Raw genomic sequence first — 22866 nt, 5'->3', positions numbered from 1 at the left:
TGCGTGTTCATTTCGACATGTGGGAACGGAATACCTTTAAATAGAAGAAGTCTTCCTATTGGAAGACCTAAGTAGTAACGAAAAAGTACAGCTAATATGAGCGAGATCGGCTGATTGGCCAATTATGGTCAAAATTAGCTGTAGGAAATCCATCTAATGCTCCCAAAAGGTGAAAATCAGCAAAATTAGCTTCATAAAATCCATTTAAATTGTTTATTGGTCGGCGGAGACAGGCTGGATGTTGGGAGCGGTGTATGGAGTAGAAGTAGAAGTAGAAGTAGAAGTAGAAGTAGGAATAGTTTGCCCAATTGAGTAGCTAGCCAGCAAAAACCCAGGAAACATCCACGAAATTGGATGTTTCCTGGGTTTTTACCATTTACAATTAACAAGTAAAGGAATCAATAAAGCGCAAATCTATGCCAAAGAATATCCATGAGAATCCAGTCCAGCGGAATCCAGAAACCGATGTCCGTCCAACGAACACTGGGAAATACCAGTACTGTTGGCCGTTGCTTTGCCAGATATACGTAAATCTGAACAAGCAGCGGGAGATGCCGCCTGGATCTACGGCGTATACACCAGGAGCTTTAAGTGGTTTTTGCGGAATTTGAGATGGTGGCGCAGAAGTCGGCGGTTGATATCCGCCTTGCCCTGTTCCTGGTCCTGGAGGTGGAAATCCAGGTCCGCCTGGGAACCCGCCAGGTCCGCCTGGGAACCCGCCAGGTCCACCCGGGAACCCGCCAGGTCCACCCGGGAACCCGCCAGGTCCACCCGGGAACCCGCCAGGTCCGCCCGGGAACCCACCAGGTCCGCCTGGGAACCCGCCAGGTCCGCCTGGGAACCCACCAGGTCCACCGAAACCGCCTTGCCCGCCTGGAAATCCAGGTAGCATGCCACCTATGCCAGGGAAGCCAGGGATGCCGAGGCCGCCTAGCCCACGCGGATCATAGGTGGGTACCCAGCCGTAATATTGGGGTACGGGATAGCCGTAAGGGTACGGTGTACTTGGTGGATAATAAGCAGCTGGGTAGTCTGAATCCGTTGCTGCGCTTTGTGAAATCTCTGTTTCAAGTTCTACGTCGCGCAGTTCTTGTTTTTTGTTCGTTGCCATTCGTGAAGTCCTCCTTAGGTAAAAGCGGATAGTCGATACTTACTATATGCAGGGGGATAGACGGATGTCACGGTTAACAAATAACAAAAGTTAAGGATCGCTAGACCTATAAGTCATAAGTCATGTTAGAATAGAAGTAACTGGGAAAATTAACCTAGGCGAATTTGTCGAAATATAGGTTAATTCTCCCATATATACGAAAGGATATGTCGTATATAATAGAAATTGGTATGATTTTGAAATTAATGGAGCGGGATTTCTTGAGAGACCTATTGGGTAAAAGATTAAGATACGATGTGACAACAAGCTATGGGCTAGTCTTAGTTCCTATCCATACCATTCTCAATCAAGAGCATTTGGACTTATTTAAGCAGCATCGCATTGATATGATGGATATCGTAACCACGACTATATCTGACGATCAGATGCAATCTGCACCTGCTCATGAAGCGAATCGTCTAGTTGAGAGAGCGACGGAATATGCCAAGGATTTGTTCGAACGCATTCAGACGCACAAGAAAATACCACTGCTTGAGATTAAGTCAGAGTTAATTCCTATCGTCCAGCAGGCGGCCGATAATCCCGATCTTTTCCAATTATTTCAAGCTGTCAAAGCGAAGGATGAATACACGCATCAACACAATATTGGCGTAGGCGTGCTGTCAACGCTTATTGGCAAATGGATGGAGCTCGCAGACACAGAAGTGGCCCTTTTATCTTTAGCGGCAACCATGCATGATGTGGGGAAAATTAAAATTTCTCAAGAAATTCTCATGAAACCAGGTAAATTATCGAAGGAAGAATATGAAGAGATTAAAAAGCATACCATTTACGGCTATAACATGCTGCGTGAGACGGTAGGCATTAACTATCGCGTAGCTCTGGTTGCGTTGCAGCATCATGAGCGAGCAGATGGCACGGGATATCCACTGCAACTGCAAGATAGTCAAATGGATAAAATGAGTCGTATCGTAGCTGTAGCAGATGTATTCCATGCGATGTCATCGAAACGGCCTTATCACGAAATGATGCCTTTTCACGAGGTCGTCAGCCGCTTAAGGAAAGGTTTCTTTGGCGAATTAGATCCGCATATCGTTTCTGTTTTTTTGCAGAATATGATCAACAATCTAGTAGGCCGACAAGTGCTGCTCACGGATGGCCGTTGGGGTGAAGTCGTCTATATTAATCCAACGGATGATACGAATCCGCTCGTGAAAATTGAAAATTCCTTTCTTGATCTTAGTCGGGAAAGACACATTCATATAAAGGAAGTTGTCATATGAAGCCAATGATCTCAGAAAAGTCAGACGTTTTACTCCAATTTTATTCAAATTATGGGCTAACTCAACGTGAAATCGAAATCATTTCTTTGCTCGCTACATATGGATATACCAACAAGGAAATTGCCGAAAATTGCTGTATTAGTGAGAAAACGGTGAAAATTCACCTTGCCAATATTATGGGTAAAATCGGTATCGGCTCCATGCGAAAGCTGTTAGCCTTGCTGTTGCAGCAAGCTCTACTCGTATCGCGGTTAGGTGCAAGTGAGTCAGTCCGCGTAGCATCAGTGGGAATCAGATAATTAGAGAGTTTTACCTCGTAAAGCAGCCTATCCTCTAGGGGGAAAGTGCTGCTTTTTGCATTCGCAAGCGCGCTTAAATATGATACGATTTGGAACTAAAAAGCGAGAATATTGTGTTGACATGATACGAAAAGTATCTTAAAGTAAGAGTAACAATTAAGATACAAATAGTATCATAGAAAATCGAAATAGACTTCTATTGGAGGGGAATCATGGAAATTAATTTTAAGGAATATTTGATGGTTATAAAGAAGCGATGGTGGCTTATTGTTATTGTCGTTTTTATTTGCACCTTCCTCACAAGCATGTATACATCTTCAAACTATGTGCCAATCTATCAGGCATCAACGAAATTAATTGTGAATAAAACATTTGAGCAAGATCAACTGGGTACAGAGCAGATCGATTATGGTGCGATTGGTGTGAATATGGCACTTATCAATACATACAAAGAAATCATTAAAACCCCAGCTATTATGGATAAAGTCGTCCAGCGTTACCCTGATTTACGAGTTTCAACAGATCAATTAATTTCTATCGTCAACGTGACTAATTTAAATGATACGCAAGTGATGTCGATTGTCGTGAGACATTTCTCACATGAAAGAGCTGTTGCAATTGCAAATGCTGTCTCCGATGTGTTCCAAACAGAAATCCCTCATATCATGAAGGTTGATAATATTACCATTCTGAATCGAGCCAAAGTTCAGGACAATCCTACTCCGGTGAATCAGAAGTCGAATCAATATATCATCCTCGGGTTTTTTGCTTCCATGGCTGCTACAATTGGTATCATTCTATTGCTGGATGCTTTAGATGATACGTTGAAAACAGATGAGGATATTCGAGAAGTGTTCGGACTTTCAACGTTGGCTTACATTCCGAAAGCGAAGTACGGAAAGATGAAGTTGAAACGGAAAAATAAACTAAGAAAAAATGATGAGGATATTTCATATGCGAAAACTATCTACTAGTTCGACTTCTCTCGCCTTGAAGCAAATTCTCCATAATTCCTCGACCTCAGAAGCTTATCGTTCATTGCGATTTAACATCGAGTGCTCGGTGTTTGGCCGTGAGGCCAAAACGATTACCATCACTTCAGCAAGTCGAGGTGAGGGGAAGACAACGACTGCGATTCAATTAGCTGTTGCCTATGCTCAGATTGGCAATAAAGTCATGCTGCTTGATGCGGATCTGCGAAATCCCTCCATTCATTTGGCATTTGGCGTTGAACCCAGCCATGGGCTAACCAATTATTTAAATGGCCAAATTAGCATGAATGAAATCGTCCGAGAGACGATGGTAGAAAATCTCGAATTAATCCCTTCGGGATCTAGGACACAGAATCCTTCGGGATTGTTAGCTTCTAAGTTAATGGATGCCTTACTCGCAACGTTGAAAGAGAACTACGATATTGTCATTATTGATGCCTCCTCGCTATTGACGATAACAGATGCCAAGATTATGGGATCCAAGAGTGACGGTGTCCTGCTTATTGTCGAGCATGGCAAAGTCAAACGTGATATTGCGAAGAAAGTGAAAGAAGAGCTCATGTTAGCGAATATGAAGCTAATTGGCGTAGTACTTAATGAAGTCAAAGATAATCAGGCAGATGCTTATCTGTAATCAATCCTTTTGAAAAATAAAGTAAGGGGAGAGAGTTTATAGCGAATGAGACAAAAAAGAAGAAAGCCACAGTCGCGAACTGTAAGAATTGCTTCTATTTTAACGCTCAGTATAGGGATCTTGGCGGGATGTTCGGACACAGCAATCCAGAATACAGATGCAAATTCAGTCTATGCGGATCAATCGCAGCAAGCGGTTAGAGTGTTCAAGGTAATTCCACAGCGAATTGGCGATTCGCCTGAGCGCGTCGCAGAAGTACAATTCTCTGCTCAATTTAAAATCATGTCCAAAGCTACCGGTGAAGTTGAGCAAATTATGAAGAAGCGCGGCGATATGGTTCAAGAAGGCGATGTCATTTTAAAGCTAAAATCGAGTGAAATTCTTGCAAGCCGGGAAGCAGCAGCTGCAACCGTTAAGACGCTGCAAGACGCGATGGACAAAGCACGCATCAGAGGGCAGAAAGAAACGGAAAATCAGAAATCCGAGTTGAGTAATACCATTCAAAAAATGGAATTGGGGATGGCTTCACTTCTCCGCAGCTACAATAAAATGAAAAATGATTTTGATATTGGACTCGCAACCAAAGCTCAGCTGTACCAGATGGAAACGCAGATGATGAATGCTCGGATGGACCTAGATCAAATGAAAGTTAAATTACAAACATTTGATCCGATTGATCTGACTTCGGAGATGGAGTCGCAACTGAAAGGGGCTAAACTTGCCCTGCAGCAGGTTGAGCAATCGACTCAGAACCTTGAAGTAAAAGCTACCGTGAGCGGTCTTATGACGGAGATGCCATTTGAAGCTGGGATGGGCATTGGGGCAGGAGCTCAGATCGCAATGATTCAACGGCTGGATCCGATCAGAATTAAATCCCAGCTATCTGAGGAAGAATTGAAGTTAGCTAATGGGAAGACCGTCATGTCCTATTTACTTCCTAACAACAAAACAAAGTTTCAAGGAGCTATCAGCTATCTCTCCAAAGTGATGGATCCGGAAACGAAAGCCTATGAAATTAATCTTGAAGTACCTAACAAGGATCTTGGCTTAAAGCCTGGCACGAAGTTAAAGCTGCAACTGGCAGAGGAAAAGGATCTTATTGTATTGACCGTACCGACCTATAGCATTGTTAGAGAAGGCGATAATGCTTATGTCTATGTAGTTTCAGGTGATACGGCCGAGAAACGTAGTATTCAATTGGGGAGATTAAATGAACCTAAGCAAGAGGTGCTTTCTGGTCTTAAGGAAGGCGAGATGGTTGTGAAAATCAATCCTAGCTCTCTAGTGGATAAAGCGAAAGTTAAAGTAGCGGCAGTTGAAGAGCAATAAATAAAAATGGAGTGACTTTATTTGAAAATACATTGGAAAAAAACGACGATAATGTTCATCCTAGCCGTCTCTCTGGTCATTCCATCGGCATCTTTCCATGTTGCAGCTGATGAGAAGTATTCACAATCCTACACATTAAGTCGTTACCAGCTGACAGAATCACTTCAAGTTGATGTGAAAAGTGTATTAAATGAACCTACTTCTGAGGGAACTAGAATTGGCGCTGTTGTTCGTTACTATAACGCTGGCGAGCGCTTAGTCGGGATTCCAGAGTATGAAGTTCGTGTGAAAACGAACGAGGGCTTGGAATACATTATGCGTCCTAGTCAAGCAAATGCGAGAAATATTCAGCCGAAAGAAACCATCGAGCTTAGCTATTTCAATGTTGTAGATCGTTATGACGTATTTGCTTTGGATGAGCTGTCATGGTCGGATGTAGATGAATTCGTCTATCCGAAGCAAGAGAAGCGGATTATCTCGCTGCCTATCGCGGATCTGGAGTGGAAGGGGGAGAAAGCGAATCTTTCTGACCCAGCTCAAATCAAGCAGTGGCAGGACACGTTCACTATCCCAATGCTGACGGACAAAATCCAATATCAACCCGTTAGTTTGAATGAACAGAATACGCCGAATGGGATCAAGACTGTGGTTGGTTTCCTTGCAACCAACACGGGAGACAAGCCAATCTCTGTACCTGATTTTCGTATAAATGGGAAGTCAGGGAATAAAGTATATATTGGTGAGCGACTGGAGCAAGATGAACTAATCTTAGATCCTGGTGAAAAAAATTATGTGCACTACGCCATACCGGTCAAGAGTAAAGCCGAATTGAAGAACTTAACGGTGCTAACACCAGAGGACTTCGTAGGGGAGGATAAAACACATATCTCTTACACCATCGGCAGACTGATGATTAATTTATTAGGGGCAACCAATTCAACTCGTTTACTGAGCCCACTTGGGTCCTATGAGTTGAACAAGCCGATTCAGTTCGATCCTATTAGTCAACTGATCCGATCGGATATTGAGGTGTCCATGGTTGACCTGAACATGAGCGAGAGTGCAGGCGGTGGATTCAAAGCCGTGGTTGCTAAGTTCAAATTGTTAAATAAAAGTGGCGATTCCGTCCCAGTACCTTCGTTCCAGACGGTGCTTACTATTGCTAATGGTAAAAAGTTCTCAGGAACTAGGCAAGAAACGAAAGTAGAGACGTTAATCCCCAATATCAGCTACGTGATCTACTATACGTTTGTCGTGCCAAACTCAGAGACGGGTGAGCGGTTAACGATGGAAATTCTTGATGGCAAAAAGGTCGAGCCATATAACTTCACCATTGCAGCGTTCAAGACGAAAGTGGTAGATACATCAGACAATACCCTCGCGTTCTATCCATTTCAGGTAAAAATAAATGATACATCCCTGCAAAGAAGCTTCAATGTAGGAAACGGACCTAATTATTCCTATAAATTAGGGATTGATTTCAATGTTAAGCTGCAGGATGAGATTGTCGTAGATCAGAGCTTTTCCAAACTAAGATTAGAAGTAGCTGATGCATCAAACCGCATTATGACATCGAAAGTGTTCTCATTCGCGGGTGAGAAAAAGCTAGTGACGGGTACAGAACTTCTGACCTTCGATGCGGATACTTTAGAAGCTACATTAACTCTTCGTCTCTATGAGGTCATAGATACCCCATTCGGAGAAGTAAGAAGACTCGTTCAAACGTTGAAAGAATAGGGGAGAAGACAGATGGACAATTCGTCTATGAAGCAGAAAGTGTATTCACCACCCATGGTATTAAGTCAGCAGCCGGTAAGGTTTGAGACCGCCCAAAGTTGGAATAAGGGCCATGGTAATCTGAACCATCCTGGTAAAGGAAATGGTGGCATTAACTATCCGAATCCTCCTTACACAGGACCGCATAAAGGTAAAGGGAACGGTAAGCTCTAGAAACTATAAATAATTATTCTGTGGAGGTCAATGAGATGCTGTACATCGTAGTTGGCCTCCGTTACTAATGAAGTCTTGAGGGGTAGAAGCATGGAATACATTCATACGATCATTGGTGAGCATTATATTCAAGTTCAGAGCCAGTCCGATAAGATTTTGGATTGGATTCGGAGCAATTTCGCAATTGTACCCGCAACATCGTTTACCCCTCATATGAGGGTTCGGCTTCATGAAGGATATGGTGTTCCTTTCGTCAATTACGAGGTATCTATTAAGCAAGAAGAGAACAATCAGATTGTCTATCGAAGGTCTGATTATCTCATCGTGGTGGATAGTGATTATCGTGAAGCAGCGATCTCCGTGCACAATGAATTAGCATTGAAACATGCGTTCATGAATCTGTACAGCTCATTTCTCGTGCATACCAAGTGGGGACTACTTATTCATTCTTCTTGTGTGATCGAGAAGGATAAGGCCTATTTGTTCGCTGGTCACTCTGGTGCTGGCAAATCAACCGCTGCGAAATTGTCTGATCCTCGTGAGCTTCTCTCCGATGAAGCCTCAATTGTTAAGATTACACCAGATGGGATTACTGTGTTCGACTCGCCTTTTCGAAGTGAATTATCGCGATCAGGAAGTATGGATAAGAGTGCACTAGCAGGTATTTATTTATTGCATCAAGCGGTCTCCAATCACAAGGTAACACTTAGCCGATCAGATGGTTTTCTGCAACTCGTCGATAAAGTGTTTTATTGGGCACATAGCTTGGAAGAAACGGTTAATATCCTGCATATGTTATTGGTTTTGGCCAAAACAGTCACGATTAACGAATTGCATTTTCAGAAAAATGATACTTTTTGGGAGCTGATCTCGTAATGACGCAATATGTGCGAATGAATAATTATGAGTCTATTGAGCTTGATATGGAATGGATTATCCTGAATACGGATGCGTACACGTTAACGAAGCTGAATGGTGTAGGTGGATTCTGCTGGTCTCTGCTAGGGACTGCGCAAACCATAGACATGATTGCTGAAGCGGTGCGCAACGAATTCCAGTCAGTTCATACCGATGTAGAATCCGAAGTCGAAGTGTTTCTCCATGATATGATGGATCGGGGTCTTGTTCAACTTGCTGGATGATAAGGGCATCGATCAGATCATTGTGCGAACTATTGAGAAAAAAGGCTGGATTGATCTGCCTGCGCAGGGGATGAGCATGTATCCTTTTATTATAAAGGGGGATATTTGTAGATTCGTTCGCATAGAAGCATCAGTCATGAAGGTGGGAGATGTTCTCCTATTTCGTGCTAAGCATGGTCATTTAATCGCTCACCGGTTGACTCAGACCGTGATGAACAATCAACAACCACACTATCTGTGCAAAGGTGATACGAATGTAACGCATGACGAATGGATCGCACAGGATCAGATCATCGGAACACTGATTTGGATAAACCGTCATGGACGGCTTATTCGCATGACGAATCTAGCTTCGAGAATGTGGAGCTGGGCTATACGTTCACTCCCTCTGTTATCGCGATTAGTTCAATGTTTGGTTCGAAGTCAACTTGCGAAATCGTAATCGTACAATGAGTATGGAGTGTCGACGAGATGAACGGTTTATTGAAAATGAATGAAGCTCGCAGAACGTATAAGGTTTTGAAGCCCTATATCAAGCAACACCGAAGGCCTTACGTAGGTCTACTCCTCTTACTCTTCGTTGAAATTATGCTAACTATTGGATTCTCATGGTTCTTCGGTTCGATTACAGATGCGGCAATTCATAGTGACATCACACGGATGAAATGGTTAGTGCCTCTTGGTATCACACTTGTTGTAATCAGTATTACCTCCACGTATCTGAATACTCTTTGGGAGACGATTGCTACCAATGCCGTAAAAAGGGACTTCTCGGAGCAACTCTTTAAACATATTTTACAATTACCAGGTAAACATGTAGATCGTATTCATTCTGGTGATTTATTAGCTCATTTCACGAATGACATTCATAATCTGGATGGCATTATCGGCAGCTCTTTAATAAATTTGATTAAGTTACCTTTTATTTATGGTGCTGTTCTCATTTATGTACTGCAAATCAATTGGAAATTAGCGCTCTTATGTGCACTTGTAGCACCAGTGGCTATGGTTTCTGGGGTTATCTTCGGCATACTACTGCGTAATAATAATAGGCGAATTCAGAGTTTGGTTGCTGGGTTCAATGTGCTGTTAAATGAAACATTTCAAGGCTTTTTCGTTATTCGCTCCTTTCTTATGGAGAGAGCGATATTCACGAAATATGCGATTAAAAATAAGAAGCTTTACGCGCTGGAATTGAACAATGCTAGATTGCGTGGATGGTTTTATGTGGGGAGTCAAGCAGCGGCTTCAATCACATTTCTAGTCAGCTTGTGTTTGGGTTCGTACTATATTTCTGTAGGTGTGTTAACTGTAGGGGCTTTACTCACCTTTATTAATCTCGTCAATCATTTGGTGTATCCATTAACAGAGTTCGCTGGACAATGGGCTGGCTTACAGAAATCGATGTCTGCTATGGAACGCATATTTCAAGTATTGGAGATTGAAGCGGAATCGGATGATTTCCCAGCCGCGATGAGGGTGGAACCCTTGGTATCCTCGATTGCCTTTAGCGACATTACTTTCCAATATGAGGGGCAGCCCCATTTATTTGAACACCTGAATGTACATATCCCAGCAGGGAAAATCGTAGCCATCGTAGGTTTAAGTGGAGCTGGGAAGACGACGCTGTTCAATTTGCTTCAAGGCTTCTACAAACCGCAAACAGGTGAAATTTTAATTAATGGACGCCAAATCTCGCGTCTTTCAATATCTGAGCGAAGAAGTCTATTCGCCCATGTCTCGCAGGAAACCATGCTATTCAGCGGAACAATCAGAGATAACTTGTTAGTTGCGCGGCCTGATATTACCGATAGACAAATGATTGAAGCCGCGACGATGGCGGGAATCCATGCCTATATTTCTACATTGCCCCAGGGCTATGAGACCGAAATTGGGGAAAATGGGTTGAAATTCTCGGGCGGACAACGGCAGAGATTAGCGATTGCAAGGGCAATTTTGAAAGATGCACCAATCCTGTTATTAGATGAGGGAACCTCAGCTTTAGATAGTGAAACGGAATATCATGTGAAAGCGGCATTAGATCGCCTTATGCATAATCGAACCACGCTCGTTATTACACATCGCCTAGCATCCGTTCACAGGGCAGATTATATTATCGTGATGGATAAAGGCACGATTGTACAAATGGGGCGACATGAGGAGATTATGCAACAAGAAGGGGTATACCGACATTTGCAAGGAATGGAATCAAAGAGAGGAGAGTGGGGCTATGCTGATGCCTTTGATCAAAGCGCTGTATGACCCGCATACTGCTCTTCCAGAGGATTCGATGGTATATGAGAGGACACTTGAGGAAGTTAACCGGTATTCTTTAGGCTCACAAATGTTCACTTTACTCCATCAGCAGGGAAAATGGGCCGAAGTGCCTGTTTTTGTTCAAGAACGTTTACAGCAGCTCCTTGATGAGACGCGTTGTCTCAACTTTTTTATCAGGAATCAACAGGATCAAATTCTTCGCCAGTTCGAAGCAGCTGGTATTTCTGTGATTCCATTAAAGGGTGTTCGATTTGCTGAAAAGTATTTCGGGCATTTCGGTGCTAGAGCAACTTCAGATATTGATGTATTAATTCAGAAGTCCGAATTGGGTTCTGCCATTCAATGTCTAAAGTCTCTTGGGTTCGTCATCGAGGAAGAGAGGTCTCCATCCCATTTCCATTGGAGTTTCTCCAAACGATTGCCGTCTAGCTCGATTCCATTGACCGTTGAGCTGCATTGGAATGTACTTGTGGAACAAACCTCCAATATCAACATGAGTGAATTCTGGGAGCAGGCGACGCCATTTGCATCTTACCAGCATGTAAAGGAGCTCTCCGTCTATCATACGTTCTATATGATCTGTTTGCACGGTTGGAGTCATTATATGGACTCGCCCAAATATTATATCGACATTATGCAAATGATCCATCGCCACGGCGGTGACATTAGCTTTGAAACGCTCTTTCAAGATGCAGCGTCACATCAAACGTTAAAAAGGATACACCGTACGTTAGTGAACGTGTATGGCCATTTCCCGCATCTCGGGGATGTTAAAGAGCTGCCTGTCTCGTATAAGAAGGGAAGCAGTCCGTCTGGCAGCCGTTATTTGGTGACATTAGCGAACAAGATAATTAACAAATTTTTTAACTTTGACTCGGCTTCGCATACCTTGGTGGCCATGTTCCATACCTTATCACAATTGGTAAATTCAAGGTTTTCTAGCAGAATAAAAAAGTTTTAATAAGGCTGTTGACAGTGGAGATAGAAGATGATATTCTGAGATTGTTCTTGATAAAGAACGAAATAAGAGCAGATAGAGAACACGCAGAGAACGACGAGGAGGAGCTTACGCCATCTCTTTGTATAAGAAACTCACCATTAAATGTTCTCTACTAAGAATATATAGGAAGAATGCTATCTTTGAGATTTGGCTATGGAGGGAAAGTATGAGTGCAATAACGGGGATCCGTCATTTCAAACAAGATCATGTGAGTACTGAATATGGCCAAAAGTTAATGCAAGGATTGCAGAAGTATCCATCAGATGATGTGCGGACATGGTATGATCAGGACATTTTCCTGGGCTGCCATTCACAATGGATTACACCGGAATCCGTGGGGGAACGCAATCCATACTATGATTCAGCAAGAGGATTAGTAGTAGCCGCTGATGCGATTATTGATAACCGTGATGAGCTATTCCACCTTCTACAAGTAGAGGCGAATAGGCAGCAATCGATGACAGACAGCGAGTTGATTGTACTAGCCTATAGCAAATGGGGCGAGGAAGCTCCTAAGTATTTGATTGGCGACTTCGCTTTTATGATCTGGGACGAGAGAAAACAGCTGCTGTTTGGAGCCAGAGACTTCTCGGGTAGCCGGACTCTCTACTATCATTGTGACAAGGAAGCTTTCGCTTTCTGCACGGTCATTCAGCCTTTGCTAAGCTTACCCCATGTTAATAAAAGTATAAATGAACATTGGATTGCTGAGTACTTAGCCAATCCTGGTGTAATTGAATGCGTTGACGATGCGTCAACTGTGTTTAGAGACATTCAACAGTTACCTCCCTCTCATGCGATTTCGATTAAAGGTGAGCGAGTGACTGTATCGAGATATTGCAAAATTACGCAGCAAGAAGAACGATTGAAGTTAAAGTCAGATAAAGATTATGAAGAGGCGTTTCTGGATGTGTTTCAACAAGCGATCCAATCTCGGCTGCGAACGCATCGTCAGGTTGGAGCCTTCTTAAGCGGGGGACTTGACTCTGGTACAATCGTTAGTTTGGCGGCTAGAGAGTTGCATAAGAAAAATAACAAATTACATACGTACAGCTATATACCAGTAGATGATTATATCGATTGGACACCTAAAAGTGAAGTAGCGGACGAAAGACCGTACATCCATTCGACTGTCAATCATGTTGGGAACATCAATGATAACTATTTAGATTTTAAAGGGAAGAGCGCCTTAACCGAAGTGGATGATTGGCTGGAGATGTTGGAAATGCCCTATAAAATTTTTGAGAATTCCTACTGGATTAATGGCATCTATGAGAAGGCGCAGAAGCAAGGTGTAGGAATACTCTTAAGTGGGGCCAGAGGAAATAATACAATCTCATGGGGTCCTGCCTTATCCCATTACGCTTCCCTATTGAAAGAAATGAAGTGGATTCGTCTTTTTAGAGAAATGGAAATGTACAGCGCTAATAATGGTGTAAAAAAGACAAGGTTCATGAAAGCTGTCGCTCAAAAGGCATATCCGTTCATGAATCGCGGAAACGGGCAGCAAGTAAACTATCACTTCCCGAAGCTGATCCATCCTGATCTTGCCCAGCGAACCGATGTTTACAACAAGCTGCAGGCATACGATATTGATTCAAATGGGTTTACAAGTCCGTCCAATATTTTCGAGACGAGAAAAAAACACTTTGAACAAACGTTTGTCTGGAATCTAAATGGTACTTGTGGCACCAAATCATCGCTGCGTTACGGAGTCTGGAATCGAGATCCATCGAATGATTTGCGAGTGATTAAGTTCTGTCTCTCTGTTCCTGAGAACCAGACCGTGAAAGACGGTATGGATCGGGCCTTGATCAGGAGATCGACCAAAGGCTTATTACCGGATAAAGTGAGATTAAATCAGCGAGTTCGAGGTGTTCAAGGGGCGGATGGCATTCATCGCATGGTGCCGGACTGGCAATCATTTATCGAAGAATTGCAGCAGCTTGCCGATGACCCTCAAATCTCGTCATACATTAACATTCCAGTTGTCAAGGAAGCAATAGCTAGAATTCAGGGTACCACGCGGCCGAATAATCCATTCGACGCAGATTATAGCATTCTAATGCGAAGTTTAATTATGTACAGATTCTTACAAAAAAATGCTTGAAGGGAGGTGAGTATATGAACAAAACATGGGAAAAACCAGAATTGGAAGTACTTGATGTGAAAATGACAATGACAGGATTTCCGGACCAAAAACGGGATTTCTTGGACACGAACCAAACAGAACACCTAATGGGGCCTAGCTAGGTCAAGTTACATAACCTTCAAAATTCCTGTGTTAAAAGCCCTTATACTGGAAAGTATGAGGGCTCGTTTTTTAAAAATATCAGAATTTAGAAGACAAAGCTTGGAGTGGGAAATGATGATAAGTACTGTAAAAGACATGTATTATCGAGCTTTTGGATTTACCGTGGTAAGTACGATTCACTTACCTGAGTTAGTACAACTAAATGACATTCAGGGTTCTCCTGATATTACCATTGAGATTGCGGATCTATCCCAATTATGGATTAGCATGGAAGCGGAACTTGGGAAGTATACGGTTCGTGAGGGAAGCGTCATTTTTCAAATTCCTCATTTAGGTATTTTTTACATTGAACATGGAAATAAGATTCTCATTTCACCCGCCATTGGCTCAGACAAGGATGAAATTAGGCTTTATATATTAGGATCTTGTATGGGAGCGCTGTTGCTTCAAAGAAAGATTCTTCCTTTACACGGTAGTGCAGTTGTTATTGAAGGAAATGCCTATGCGATCGTGGGTGATTCAGGAGCTGGCAAATCGACGCTTGCATCCGCCATTATGAAGCAAGGTTATCCGTTATTAAGTGATGACGTCATTGCCATTTCCTTCTCATCCGATCAACAAACAGCCTATGTAACACCTTCTTATCCGCAGCAGAAACTATGGCAAGAAAGCATGGATCACTTCGGAATGGAATCAGCTGGTTATCGCCCGTTATTTAAAAGGGAAACCAAATTTTCAATCCCTGTTGCATCGAATTATGAGTCAAAGCCTGTACCCATCGCAGGGATTTTCGAATTAGTCAAATCCGATGGGGAGCACGTGGCGATTGGGCGGATGCCTAATCTCGAATGCTTATCCATGTTGTACCATCACACCTTTCGAAATTTTTTAGTTCATAGGTTGAACCTGTCATCTTGGCATTTTGACATGACGGCTAAGCTCGTGAATAAGCTAAGCCTCTATCGATTAGAACGCCCTGTATCTAAATTTACGGCACCAGATCTCGTATCTACAATCATTACAACAATTAATAGGAGGCATATCTCATGATATCCAATCAAACCATTGATTTAACCCAACAAGTTGTTCAGAAGGACGGCCATATCGTAAGCGATATGGGGGGAGAAAAGGTAATGTTAAGTATCGAGAATGGAAAATACTACAATTTGGGGTCAGTTGGCGGCATCATTTGGGATATGATTCAAGAACCCATACAAGTAGAACATCTCGTTCATAAATTAATGGGAGAATACAATGTTGAGCGATCTGTTTGCGAAGGCCAGGTAGTTGCGTTTCTAGAACATATGGCTAAAGAGGGGCTAATTCTTCGTATAGAAACAGGGGATGTACGTTGAAAGCCATTATTTACTGGACCAAACGATTGTATGCCAATACAGGCAAGAAGTTGTATGTAAGTCTTCTGGGTATGATTCTCATTAGTCTATTCGAAGGAATTGGCATTATTATGCTCCTTCCGATGTTGAATATGAGTGGAATCTTTGACTTATCTGTTACGCATATTCCGATATCAGCCGCTTTTGATTTCCTACGAGAATTGCCACGTATCTGGGGCTTAACCCTTATATTAGGCATTTATGTCCTACTCGTACTAGGTCAAGGTTTGATGAAATGGATGATTACCGAAGGGAATACGAAGATTCACCAGGGGTTTATGCATCGAGTTAGATTGGATACGTTTAGCTCATTGTTGCAGGCAAAATGGGACTTTCACTTGAAACGTAGAAAATCAGATTATGTAAATTCATTGACGGCTGAAATAGCTGGTGTCAGTGGTGGAATTAACGCTGGATTACAGATGGTTACTTCACTTATTTTTACGGGGATCCAAATTGCTTTAGCTTTCTGGTTATCTGCAAAGTTAGCCATTTTTGTCTTGATTTGCGGGTTGGCTGTCGCGATTATTTTTCGGAAATTCGTACGTAGATCCCAAGTCATCGGGCAGAATTCCATGGACTTGGGGAAACATTACCTCGCGGGTATTACCGATCAATTAAACGGAATAAAAGACATTAAGAGTAATATGCTAGAGCATTCCCGTATGATTTGGATGAAGGACATAGATAGTCGAATACAACAAGAGCAGCTTGCTCACGTCAGATTGAAGAATACATCGCAATTCGTGTATCAGACGGCAGCGGCACTTTTTATCGCGCTCTTCATATTCCTTTCCGTTGGCATCTTCCAGTCACAGTTAGAACAGTTATTATTAATTATTCTAATCTTTTCAAGGTTGTGGCCTCGATTGAATGGGATCCAAACGAATATGGAGACCATAGCCGCTTCGGTTCCTGCCTTCACAGCACTGAAATTGCTTCATGATGAATGTGCAGAATCACAAGAATTTACCATTAAGAAGGCTTCTCCAATCGAGCCTATTGCGTTAAAGGATCATATAGAATGTCAGCACGTTTATTTCCGCTATAACCGGAATCAATCCGTGTATGCACTACGTGACATCAATTTACAAATTCCAGTTAATCGAATGACTGCGATCGTAGGGCGTTCAGGAGCAGGGAAAAGTACATTAATTGACATCCTAATGGGCCTTATGCTGCCAGAAGAAGGGCATGTTTTGGTGGATAGCGTGCCATTGACACAAGAGCGCTTATTATCGTTCCGTGCCTCCATTAGTTATGTATCGCAGGATCCCTTCTTGTTCAATGCAAGTATAAGGGAGAATTTGCTGTTGGTTAAACCAGACGCTACCGAAGATGAAATCCATGATGCGCTTGTGTTCTCGGCCTCAGCCGAATTTGTTGCGAAGCTCCCTCAAGGTTTGGACACAGCAATTGGTGATCGTGGGGTTCGATTATCCGGTGGCGAGCGTCAAAGACTTGTATTGGCAAGAGCGATACTGCGCAAACCATCCATTCTTGTATTGGATGAGGCGACTAGTGCACTCGATACGGACAATGAGACCCTAATTCAAGAAGCATTGGATTTGTTAAAGGGTAAAATGACAATCATCGTGATTGCCCATCGCTTGTCCACGATTCGCAATGCTGATCAAGTTCTTGTTATTGATCAAGGAGCCATCGTTCAGCGGGGGATCTTCAGTCAACTTGCTAATGAAAAGAGAAGTTTGCTGAATCATCTAGTTGATAGTCAGAATGTGATACGAAAGAATGGCTAATAGCATTCATATTGATTATTTGGATGGAGTCAATGATGGTAAAGATAACGTTTATGCGAAAGTTCTTCTCATTAAATAGGAAGACAATGTTTCTATTTGTAGAGGCATTTATTTATTTGGCATGGGCCAGGATTCTCATATCGGTTCCTTTTGCCAAGATAGCGCCTTCGTTAGGTAAATCTATGGAGGAATCAGTGCAAGATCAACCTAATATTCGGAAAGTCGATCTCATCCAGATTCATGATGCCATTGGGATCATCAGTCGTCATACAGTATGGGAAAGTAAGTGCCTAGTCAGGGCGATCGCAGCTATGAAAATGTTAAAGAGACGCGAAATTTCCTCTACGCTTTATATGGGTACGCGTAAAGATGAAACGGGTAAAATGATTGCGCATGCCTGGCTTCGGAGCGGTCCCTTCTTCATTACCGGCGCGGAGGGGAAGGATGGTTATGTTGTTGTTGGGAAATTCGCAAATCATTGCAACAGATAGAATGAGGTTAGGAGGATCGAGATGATTATCAGTTCGCAAGCGACATCCACACTATTTTCCAAAGAATTAACTTTGCTGCTCGCACTCATGCATATGCCGTCAGGCGAAAAGCAACTCCCTATTGGGAATGAAGATCTCAAAGACATGGATTGGGACGAGTTGCTTGTGCTGACAAGACATCATCGCGTGTATCCAAATGTATATGACAAGCTTAGGCAAATGGATGACGAGCGCATTCCAGCCTATGTCATAAAACAACTGCAGAAAGACTATCAACGCAACACGTTCTCTATGCTGCATTTAAGCTCGGAGATGGGGAGTATTTCCAAACACTTCGAAGAAGCCGACATTCGTGTCTTAGTTCTTAAGGGGCCGGTGCTAGCAGAAGATCTATATGGGGATGTATCACTCCGTACTTGCAGCGATTTAGATATCCTTATTCCAATTGATAACCTGATGCAAGCAGAAGCCATGCTTATTGGACTAGGTTATGTGAAAGAGGACGTGTACAAAACGATTCTTGGCGATTGGAAATGGCGGCATCATCACATCACGTATAAACATCCGCAGAAGGGCGTTAAACTCGAAATTCATTGGAGATTAGGCCCCGGTCCAGGGAAGGAACCTACGTTCAATGAACTCTGGGAAGGTAAACGAAAGTGTTCCTTCGCCAAACATCCTGTCTATTATTTAGGAAGAGAGGATTTATTGCTATTTCTTGCGTCGCACGGTGCTCGTCACGGCTGGTCACGATTACGCTGGCTCGCGGATATCGACCGGATTCTTAGACAGGATCTGGCGTACGATAAGCTTAAGTATCAACTGAAGAAATATAGTCAGAAGCATATTGCTGCACAAGCAATCATACTAGCCGTTAAGCTGCTACAAACACCGATAACCAGTGAGCTTGAGTCTATCGCTATGGCTAGACGAGGAGAAAATCTCGCGAAGGATGCTTATTTCTACATTCATCAAAAAGTGAATCTTCATACGGATCCCGTTCCAGAACATATTTCAAAGTATCATAAACGTCATCTATTTTCCTTAATGACGTACTGGCAGAAAGCGTTATTTGTATTAAGCTTTTTATATCCGTATCCGGAGGACGCTGAAACATTAAAATTGCCTCAGCCCTTACACGTACTCTACTTTCCTTTACGACCTTTCCTGTGGACATGGAGAAAAACAAAAAAACATGTGTTGTCATAGGCAAGCTATGGCAATACCAAGCTGTATGTAAACGTTCTCTATTGAAGTACAATGGTGTTGACATGTTCTTTATAAAGAACTATACTTGAGATAAGTAAAGGTTCTTTATTAAGAACTTTTTATGTTTCTCGAAAGAGGAGAGAGGTATCCCATGAAAATTCCCAAAACTATTCACTACTGCTGGTTTGGACATAATGAAAAGCCGGATATCGTGAAGCGATGCATACAAAGCTGGCATCTTCAACTACCTGGATATCAATTCATAGAGTGGAACGATAGTAATTTTGATCTGAACAGCAATCCCTATGTGAAAGAGGCTTATCAAGCAGGGAAGTATGCTTTCGTTAGCGATTATGTAAGGGTCTATGCACTCTATCACTTTGGTGGGATTTACTTAGACACGGATGTAGAAGTATTCAAACCCTTTGATGATTTATTGCATCATGACTCCTTTTGGGGTTTCGAGCAAGAGAATTACATTGCTACTTCCACGATCGGAGCTGCCCCGCAGAACAAGTTAATCCAGGTTTTCTTGGATTCCTATACGAATAAAAACTTCATACGCTCGGATGGTACCTATGACTCATTAACCAATGTGGCTTTGATTACCAAGATACTTAGCGACTGGGGAGTCAAAGCGAATGGTGAATATCAAGAGTTAGATGGGATTGCGGCGTTCTACCCCCAGACGTATTTTTCCCCTTATGACTATATCAATTGCAGAACCCTAACAACGGGAGATACTTATGCTATGCACCATTTCTACAAGAGTTGGCTGCCGCTGAAGGCAAGGTGGAAGGGCCAGATCAAGGTGAAGCTGGCGAAAGTGATTGGTGGGGATAATATTGCTAGGTTGCGCAAACTACTTAGTTAAAATGATTCTTGAGGAGAATAGGCATGTGGATCCTAGGTAAAAAAATTCTAAGCACACTAATAAATGATGGTCGCGGTAGGGGATTCTACTACATGTTTATCATGAATGCATCGCATGCCATAGGAATTCTAAGAGCATGCCTCAACAAGCTTCTCTACTATAGAAATATTAAGTCATCTATTTTCTCATTACAGACGAACAGTAGAATTGATGTGTTTAGCAAACATGCCAGGATCTACATTGGCAAATTCGTATTTATAAGAAAGAACGCAAGTATAAGAGTGGATCACTATGGAGAATTGTTTATTGCGGAGAAGGTGTTTATTAATGATCATTGCAACATCAATTGTGTCTACAAGATAACGATTGGTAAAAACACTAAAATTGCACCTAACGTTAGTATAAATGATCATGATCATAATTTTCGTGAAAACTCTGGCGAACACCTTGTAAAGGGAGAGATTATTATTGGTGAAAATGTGTGGGTAGGCTCTAATGTGGTTATTCTTCGAGATACGGTAATCGGTGATAATGCGGTTATTGCAGCGGGAAGTGTTGTGAAAGGAAATGTACCTGCGAATACCATATTCTTAAATAAAAGGGAAAAGAGCTACATTCAATATGCGTAAAATTCTTATTACTGTGTTTGATATGGAGATTGGTGGCATTGAGAGAAGCTTGATTAACATGCTGGAGAGCTTTGATTACAGCAAATACGAAGTGGATTTATTTATTTGCAAACATTCAGGAGACTTCTTGAGTTTGATACCTGATAAAGTAAATCTTTTGCCAGAGATAGATAGCTATACGGTATTTCGTGCATCCATGTTGGATTGTTTAAAGAAAGGGCAACTTCTAGCTTTAGGCATCCGAGTGTTGAGTAAAGCCATTTCGACATGGAAGGCAAAAGTCAGGAAGCTGAAGGAGGGATCTGGTTACATACAGATGCAGCTTGTTCAAAAATATACAACGTATTTCTTACCGAAGATAGGGAAGCAATATGATCTAGCTATTAGTTATGCATGGCCGCATGATATTGTCGCTAGCAAGGTAGATGCTGTGAAAAAAATTGCATGGATACATACGGATTATAGTGAATTAGAGATCGATAATAAAATGGATCTGGCAGTATGGTGTAAATACGATGCCATTGCTTCCATCTCCGAGGCCTGTACAGATGCGTTCATTAAGACATACCCCACATTAGAAAAGAAGATTCAATTAATAGAGAACATTACATCTCCAGCGTTTATTCGAAAAATGGCAGATGATCATATTCACCTAGATGCTGAGCATCAGGATCACTTTAACATCGTATCCGTCGGCAGGTTATCTTATGTCAAAGGATTTGATATGGCTGTAAAAGCTTTGAGGTTGCTTCATGATAGGGGATTAACATCCATCAAATGGTTTGTTGTAGGGTATGGGGGATATGAAGAACAGCTTAAAGAGTTGATCGTGGCGAACAACTTAACGGATAGTTTCATTCTAGTCGGCAAGCAAATGAATCCCTATCCGTATATCAAGCTTTGTGACTTATATGTACAACCATCTCGTTACGAGGGGAAAGCAGTGACAGTAACGGAAGCCAAAATCTTAGGTAAACCTATTATAATTACCAACTATCCGACTTCGAGTAGTCAGATTGAAGATGGTGTGGATGGTATGATCTGTGAGCTAAGTGTAGAGGGTATCGCGGAAGGAATTGAAGAGATGTATACACGAAGTGAACTCAGAACGGGCTTCATGAACAATAATGTACGGCAAGATTATAGTAATACTTGGGAATTGAATAAGTTATACGGAGTGATATAGACATGAGTACAAAAGTAAGTGTAATTATCCCTGTGTATAATGCAGAGAAATACTTAGTGCCATGCATCGAATCACTTATCAGTCAGACGTTAGAAGAATGTGAATTCATCTTCATTAACGATGGATCCCAAGATGGAAGCGCTGGAATCATTGAGAGCTTCGCTAAACTTGATTCGCGAATTAAACTCATACATCAAAACAATCAAGGTGTAAGCATGGCGCGGAATCATGGCCTAAGGTTAGCGAGTGGTGAGTATGTAGGTTTTGTAGATGCGGATGATTATGTTGAGAAGGATATGTTTGAGACGCTGTATTGGACAGCTAAAGAAGAAGATTATGACGTAGTTATTTCGATCTTTGAAACAGAAATTGCGGGTAGTAAGGTCATTACTACATATCCTTTTCCCACAGATACAAAATTAGCAAGAGGTTTCATTGAACAAGAGATTATAACTTATTTACTAAAGTCAGACCAAATGAATACAGTATGGAACAAATTATATAAACGAACATTAATTTTTGATCATGGGGTTGAGTTTCCCCAGAATATGCCGCTAGGTGAAGATGGGTATTTTAATATGAGCTTTTTCAGCCATGCTCAATTAGTAATTTCGAAAAGTTATCGGGGATATCATTATCGAGAAGTAGCTGGAAGTGCAACTAGAAACATTTTAGAGAAGGATTACTTCAAGCGTGCCTTAGAAGTGTATCTCCAAGACGTGCCAAAAGTAGAAGATATTATTGGGAACCAGCATAAAGTTAAGCAACTAAAATCAACTAAATTGATGAGAAGTGTAATGGCTAATATTCACGTATATCTAAATCCTACCCATGAAATTAGTTTTCATCAAAGGTTTAGGTATGTAACCAATATGGTCAAACATCCAATCGTATCTGAAGCTTTACCGCTCTTCTGCGAACAAGAATACGATAATCTAGGCAGATACGAGAAGCTTATGACCTATTTAATTCAAAAAAAATCAATAGCCGGTCTATACTTTTGCACAAAATATAGCAAATTAAAAAGTAAATCTATTTAAAGGGGATTATAT

At 41.9% G+C, this 22866-nt stretch carries 24 protein-coding genes; 23 read left to right on the top strand and 1 reads right to left on the bottom strand.

The features are described 5' to 3' along the window. Positions 1–382: 382 nt before the first annotated feature. Entirely contained in the window at positions 383–1111 is a 729-nt protein-coding gene (locus A8708_RS20140; protein ID WP_420848587.1) for a hypothetical protein, read from the bottom strand. A gap of 230 nt (positions 1112–1341) precedes the next feature. Between A8708_RS20140 and A8708_RS20135 the strand changes: the two genes are divergently transcribed. The 23 genes from A8708_RS20135 (at position 1342) to A8708_RS20030 (ending at position 22854) form a co-directional block, all read left to right on the top strand. Next, positions 1342–2394 carry an HD-GYP domain-containing protein gene (locus A8708_RS20135; protein ID WP_239696776.1) on the top strand — a complete coding sequence of 351 codons (1053 nt, stop codon included), beginning with the start codon at positions 1342–1344 and terminating at the stop codon, positions 2392–2394. Further along, positions 2391–2693 (top strand): helix-turn-helix domain-containing protein, encoded by a 303-nt coding sequence (locus A8708_RS20130; RefSeq protein ID WP_068666674.1) that lies wholly within the window; start codon positions 2391–2393, stop codon positions 2691–2693. Before A8708_RS20135 ends, A8708_RS20130 begins: the two co-directional genes overlap by 4 nt. Before the next feature lie 212 nt (positions 2694–2905). Further along, the gene (locus tag A8708_RS20125) at positions 2906–3667 is read left to right on the top strand and encodes a YveK family protein (RefSeq protein WP_068666672.1); all 762 of its coding nucleotides are present in this window, start codon (positions 2906–2908) and stop codon (positions 3665–3667) included. Continuing rightward, positions 3648–4319, top strand: a complete 672-nt coding sequence (locus A8708_RS20120) for a CpsD/CapB family tyrosine-protein kinase (RefSeq protein WP_068666670.1) — start codon at positions 3648–3650, stop codon at positions 4317–4319. Before A8708_RS20125 ends, A8708_RS20120 begins: the two co-directional genes overlap by 20 nt. A 45-nt stretch (positions 4320–4364) precedes the next feature. Then, a complete protein-coding gene (locus tag A8708_RS20115) occupies positions 4365–5648 on the top strand; it encodes an efflux RND transporter periplasmic adaptor subunit (protein ID WP_068666668.1) in 1284 nt (427 codons plus the stop codon). A 21-nt stretch (positions 5649–5669) separates the two neighbouring features. Then, a complete protein-coding gene (locus tag A8708_RS20110) occupies positions 5670–7385 on the top strand; it encodes a hypothetical protein (protein ID WP_068666666.1) in 1716 nt (571 codons plus the stop codon). A gap of 27 nt (positions 7386–7412) precedes the next feature. Further along, positions 7413–7598 carry a hypothetical protein gene (locus A8708_RS20105; RefSeq protein WP_204787602.1) on the top strand — a complete coding sequence of 62 codons (186 nt, stop codon included), beginning with the start codon at positions 7413–7415 and terminating at the stop codon, positions 7596–7598. Positions 7599–7688: 90 nt separating this feature from the next. After that, positions 7689–8474, top strand: coding sequence for a hypothetical protein (locus A8708_RS20100; RefSeq protein ID WP_068666662.1), 786 nt, complete (start codon positions 7689–7691; stop codon positions 8472–8474). After that, a complete protein-coding gene (locus A8708_RS20095) occupies positions 8474–8740 on the top strand; it encodes a PqqD family protein (protein WP_068666660.1) in 267 nt (88 codons plus the stop codon). The genes A8708_RS20100 and A8708_RS20095 overlap by 1 nt, the downstream gene beginning before the upstream one ends. Continuing rightward, positions 8730–9182, top strand: a complete 453-nt coding sequence (locus A8708_RS20090; RefSeq protein WP_068666658.1) for a signal peptidase I — start codon at positions 8730–8732, stop codon at positions 9180–9182. The genes A8708_RS20095 and A8708_RS20090 overlap by 11 nt, the downstream gene beginning before the upstream one ends. Before the next feature lie 29 nt (positions 9183–9211). Beyond that, a complete protein-coding gene (locus tag A8708_RS20085) occupies positions 9212–11002 on the top strand; it encodes an ABC transporter ATP-binding protein (RefSeq protein WP_068666655.1) in 1791 nt (596 codons plus the stop codon). Continuing rightward, positions 10971–11978 carry a nucleotidyltransferase family protein gene (locus A8708_RS20080; RefSeq protein WP_068666653.1) on the top strand — a complete coding sequence of 336 codons (1008 nt, stop codon included), beginning with the start codon at positions 10971–10973 and terminating at the stop codon, positions 11976–11978. The genes A8708_RS20085 and A8708_RS20080 overlap by 32 nt, the downstream gene beginning before the upstream one ends. 205 nt (positions 11979–12183) lie before the next feature. Further along, positions 12184–14127, top strand: a complete 1944-nt coding sequence (locus A8708_RS20075; protein ID WP_068666651.1) for an asparagine synthase-related protein — start codon at positions 12184–12186, stop codon at positions 14125–14127. A 14-nt stretch (positions 14128–14141) separates the two neighbouring features. Further along, positions 14142–14270, top strand: a complete 129-nt coding sequence (locus A8708_RS35540) for a paeninodin family lasso peptide (protein WP_157264903.1) — start codon at positions 14142–14144, stop codon at positions 14268–14270. A gap of 115 nt (positions 14271–14385) precedes the next feature. Beyond that, a complete protein-coding gene (locus tag A8708_RS20070) occupies positions 14386–15321 on the top strand; it encodes a phosphoenolpyruvate carboxykinase (ATP) (protein WP_068666649.1) in 936 nt (311 codons plus the stop codon). Next, positions 15318–15626, top strand: coding sequence for a lasso peptide biosynthesis PqqD family chaperone (locus tag A8708_RS20065; protein WP_068666648.1), 309 nt, complete (start codon positions 15318–15320; stop codon positions 15624–15626). Before A8708_RS20070 ends, A8708_RS20065 begins: the two co-directional genes overlap by 4 nt. Continuing rightward, entirely contained in the window at positions 15623–17425 is a 1803-nt protein-coding gene (locus tag A8708_RS20060) for an ABC transporter ATP-binding protein (RefSeq protein WP_068666646.1), read from the top strand. The genes A8708_RS20065 and A8708_RS20060 overlap by 4 nt, the downstream gene beginning before the upstream one ends. Before the next feature lie 35 nt (positions 17426–17460). Then, positions 17461–17916 carry a lasso peptide biosynthesis B2 protein gene (locus A8708_RS20055; protein ID WP_068666644.1) on the top strand — a complete coding sequence of 152 codons (456 nt, stop codon included), beginning with the start codon at positions 17461–17463 and terminating at the stop codon, positions 17914–17916. A 21-nt stretch (positions 17917–17937) separates the two neighbouring features. Further along, positions 17938–19125 (top strand): nucleotidyltransferase domain-containing protein, encoded by a 1188-nt coding sequence (locus tag A8708_RS20050; protein WP_068666642.1) that lies wholly within the window; start codon positions 17938–17940, stop codon positions 19123–19125. A 151-nt stretch (positions 19126–19276) separates the two neighbouring features. Next, entirely contained in the window at positions 19277–19999 is a 723-nt protein-coding gene (locus tag A8708_RS20045) for a glycosyltransferase family 32 protein (protein ID WP_068666640.1), read from the top strand. 23 nt (positions 20000–20022) lie between these two features. Further along, positions 20023–20628: an acyltransferase gene (locus A8708_RS20040; protein WP_068666639.1), complete on the top strand. Its 606-nt coding sequence runs from the start codon at positions 20023–20025 to the stop codon at positions 20626–20628. Continuing rightward, positions 20621–21814, top strand: a complete 1194-nt coding sequence (locus A8708_RS20035; RefSeq protein ID WP_068666637.1) for a glycosyltransferase — start codon at positions 20621–20623, stop codon at positions 21812–21814. The genes A8708_RS20040 and A8708_RS20035 overlap by 8 nt, the downstream gene beginning before the upstream one ends. A 2-nt stretch (positions 21815–21816) precedes the next feature. Beyond that, on the top strand, positions 21817–22854 hold the full coding sequence (locus A8708_RS20030) for a glycosyltransferase family 2 protein (protein ID WP_068666635.1): 1038 nt from the start codon (positions 21817–21819) through the stop codon (positions 22852–22854). Positions 22855–22866 lie beyond the last annotated feature (12 nt).

Origin of the sequence: Paenibacillus oryzisoli, assembly GCF_001653565.1 — a bacterium.
Lineage (GTDB): Bacteria > Bacillota > Bacilli > Paenibacillales > NBRC-103111 > Paenibacillus_E > Paenibacillus_E oryzisoli.
This window is presented reverse-complemented; position numbering and strand designations above follow the sequence as displayed.

Excerpts from the sequence above, each read along its gene's own strand:
- A8708_RS20140 (WP_420848587.1), bottom strand. The coding sequence starts at position 1,111 with ATGGCAACGAACAAAAAACAAGAACTGCGCGACGTAGAACTTGAAACA.
- A8708_RS20135 (WP_239696776.1), top strand. The coding sequence starts at position 1,342 with ATGATTTTGAAATTAATGGAGCGGGATTTCTTGAGAGACCTATTGGGT.
- A8708_RS20130 (WP_068666674.1), top strand. The coding sequence starts at position 2,391 with ATGAAGCCAATGATCTCAGAAAAGTCAGACGTTTTACTCCAATTTTAT.
- A8708_RS20125 (WP_068666672.1), top strand. The coding sequence starts at position 2,906 with ATGGAAATTAATTTTAAGGAATATTTGATGGTTATAAAGAAGCGATGG.
- A8708_RS20120 (WP_068666670.1), top strand. The coding sequence starts at position 3,648 with ATGCGAAAACTATCTACTAGTTCGACTTCTCTCGCCTTGAAGCAAATT.
- A8708_RS20115 (WP_068666668.1), top strand. The coding sequence starts at position 4,365 with ATGAGACAAAAAAGAAGAAAGCCACAGTCGCGAACTGTAAGAATTGCT.
- A8708_RS20105 (WP_204787602.1), top strand. The coding sequence starts at position 7,413 with ATGAAGCAGAAAGTGTATTCACCACCCATGGTATTAAGTCAGCAGCCG.
- A8708_RS20100 (WP_068666662.1), top strand. The coding sequence starts at position 7,689 with ATGGAATACATTCATACGATCATTGGTGAGCATTATATTCAAGTTCAG.
- A8708_RS20095 (WP_068666660.1), top strand. The coding sequence starts at position 8,474 with ATGACGCAATATGTGCGAATGAATAATTATGAGTCTATTGAGCTTGAT.
- A8708_RS20085 (WP_068666655.1), top strand. The coding sequence starts at position 9,212 with ATGAACGGTTTATTGAAAATGAATGAAGCTCGCAGAACGTATAAGGTT.
- A8708_RS20080 (WP_068666653.1), top strand. The coding sequence starts at position 10,971 with ATGCTGATGCCTTTGATCAAAGCGCTGTATGACCCGCATACTGCTCTT.
- A8708_RS20075 (WP_068666651.1), top strand. The coding sequence starts at position 12,184 with ATGAGTGCAATAACGGGGATCCGTCATTTCAAACAAGATCATGTGAGT.
- A8708_RS35540 (WP_157264903.1), top strand. The coding sequence starts at position 14,142 with ATGAACAAAACATGGGAAAAACCAGAATTGGAAGTACTTGATGTGAAA.
- A8708_RS20070 (WP_068666649.1), top strand. The coding sequence starts at position 14,386 with ATGATAAGTACTGTAAAAGACATGTATTATCGAGCTTTTGGATTTACC.
- A8708_RS20065 (WP_068666648.1), top strand. The coding sequence starts at position 15,318 with ATGATATCCAATCAAACCATTGATTTAACCCAACAAGTTGTTCAGAAG.
- A8708_RS20055 (WP_068666644.1), top strand. The coding sequence starts at position 17,461 with ATGGTAAAGATAACGTTTATGCGAAAGTTCTTCTCATTAAATAGGAAG.
- A8708_RS20050 (WP_068666642.1), top strand. The coding sequence starts at position 17,938 with ATGATTATCAGTTCGCAAGCGACATCCACACTATTTTCCAAAGAATTA.
- A8708_RS20045 (WP_068666640.1), top strand. The coding sequence starts at position 19,277 with ATGAAAATTCCCAAAACTATTCACTACTGCTGGTTTGGACATAATGAA.
- A8708_RS20040 (WP_068666639.1), top strand. The coding sequence starts at position 20,023 with ATGTGGATCCTAGGTAAAAAAATTCTAAGCACACTAATAAATGATGGT.
- A8708_RS20035 (WP_068666637.1), top strand. The coding sequence starts at position 20,621 with ATGCGTAAAATTCTTATTACTGTGTTTGATATGGAGATTGGTGGCATT.
- A8708_RS20030 (WP_068666635.1), top strand. The coding sequence starts at position 21,817 with ATGAGTACAAAAGTAAGTGTAATTATCCCTGTGTATAATGCAGAGAAA.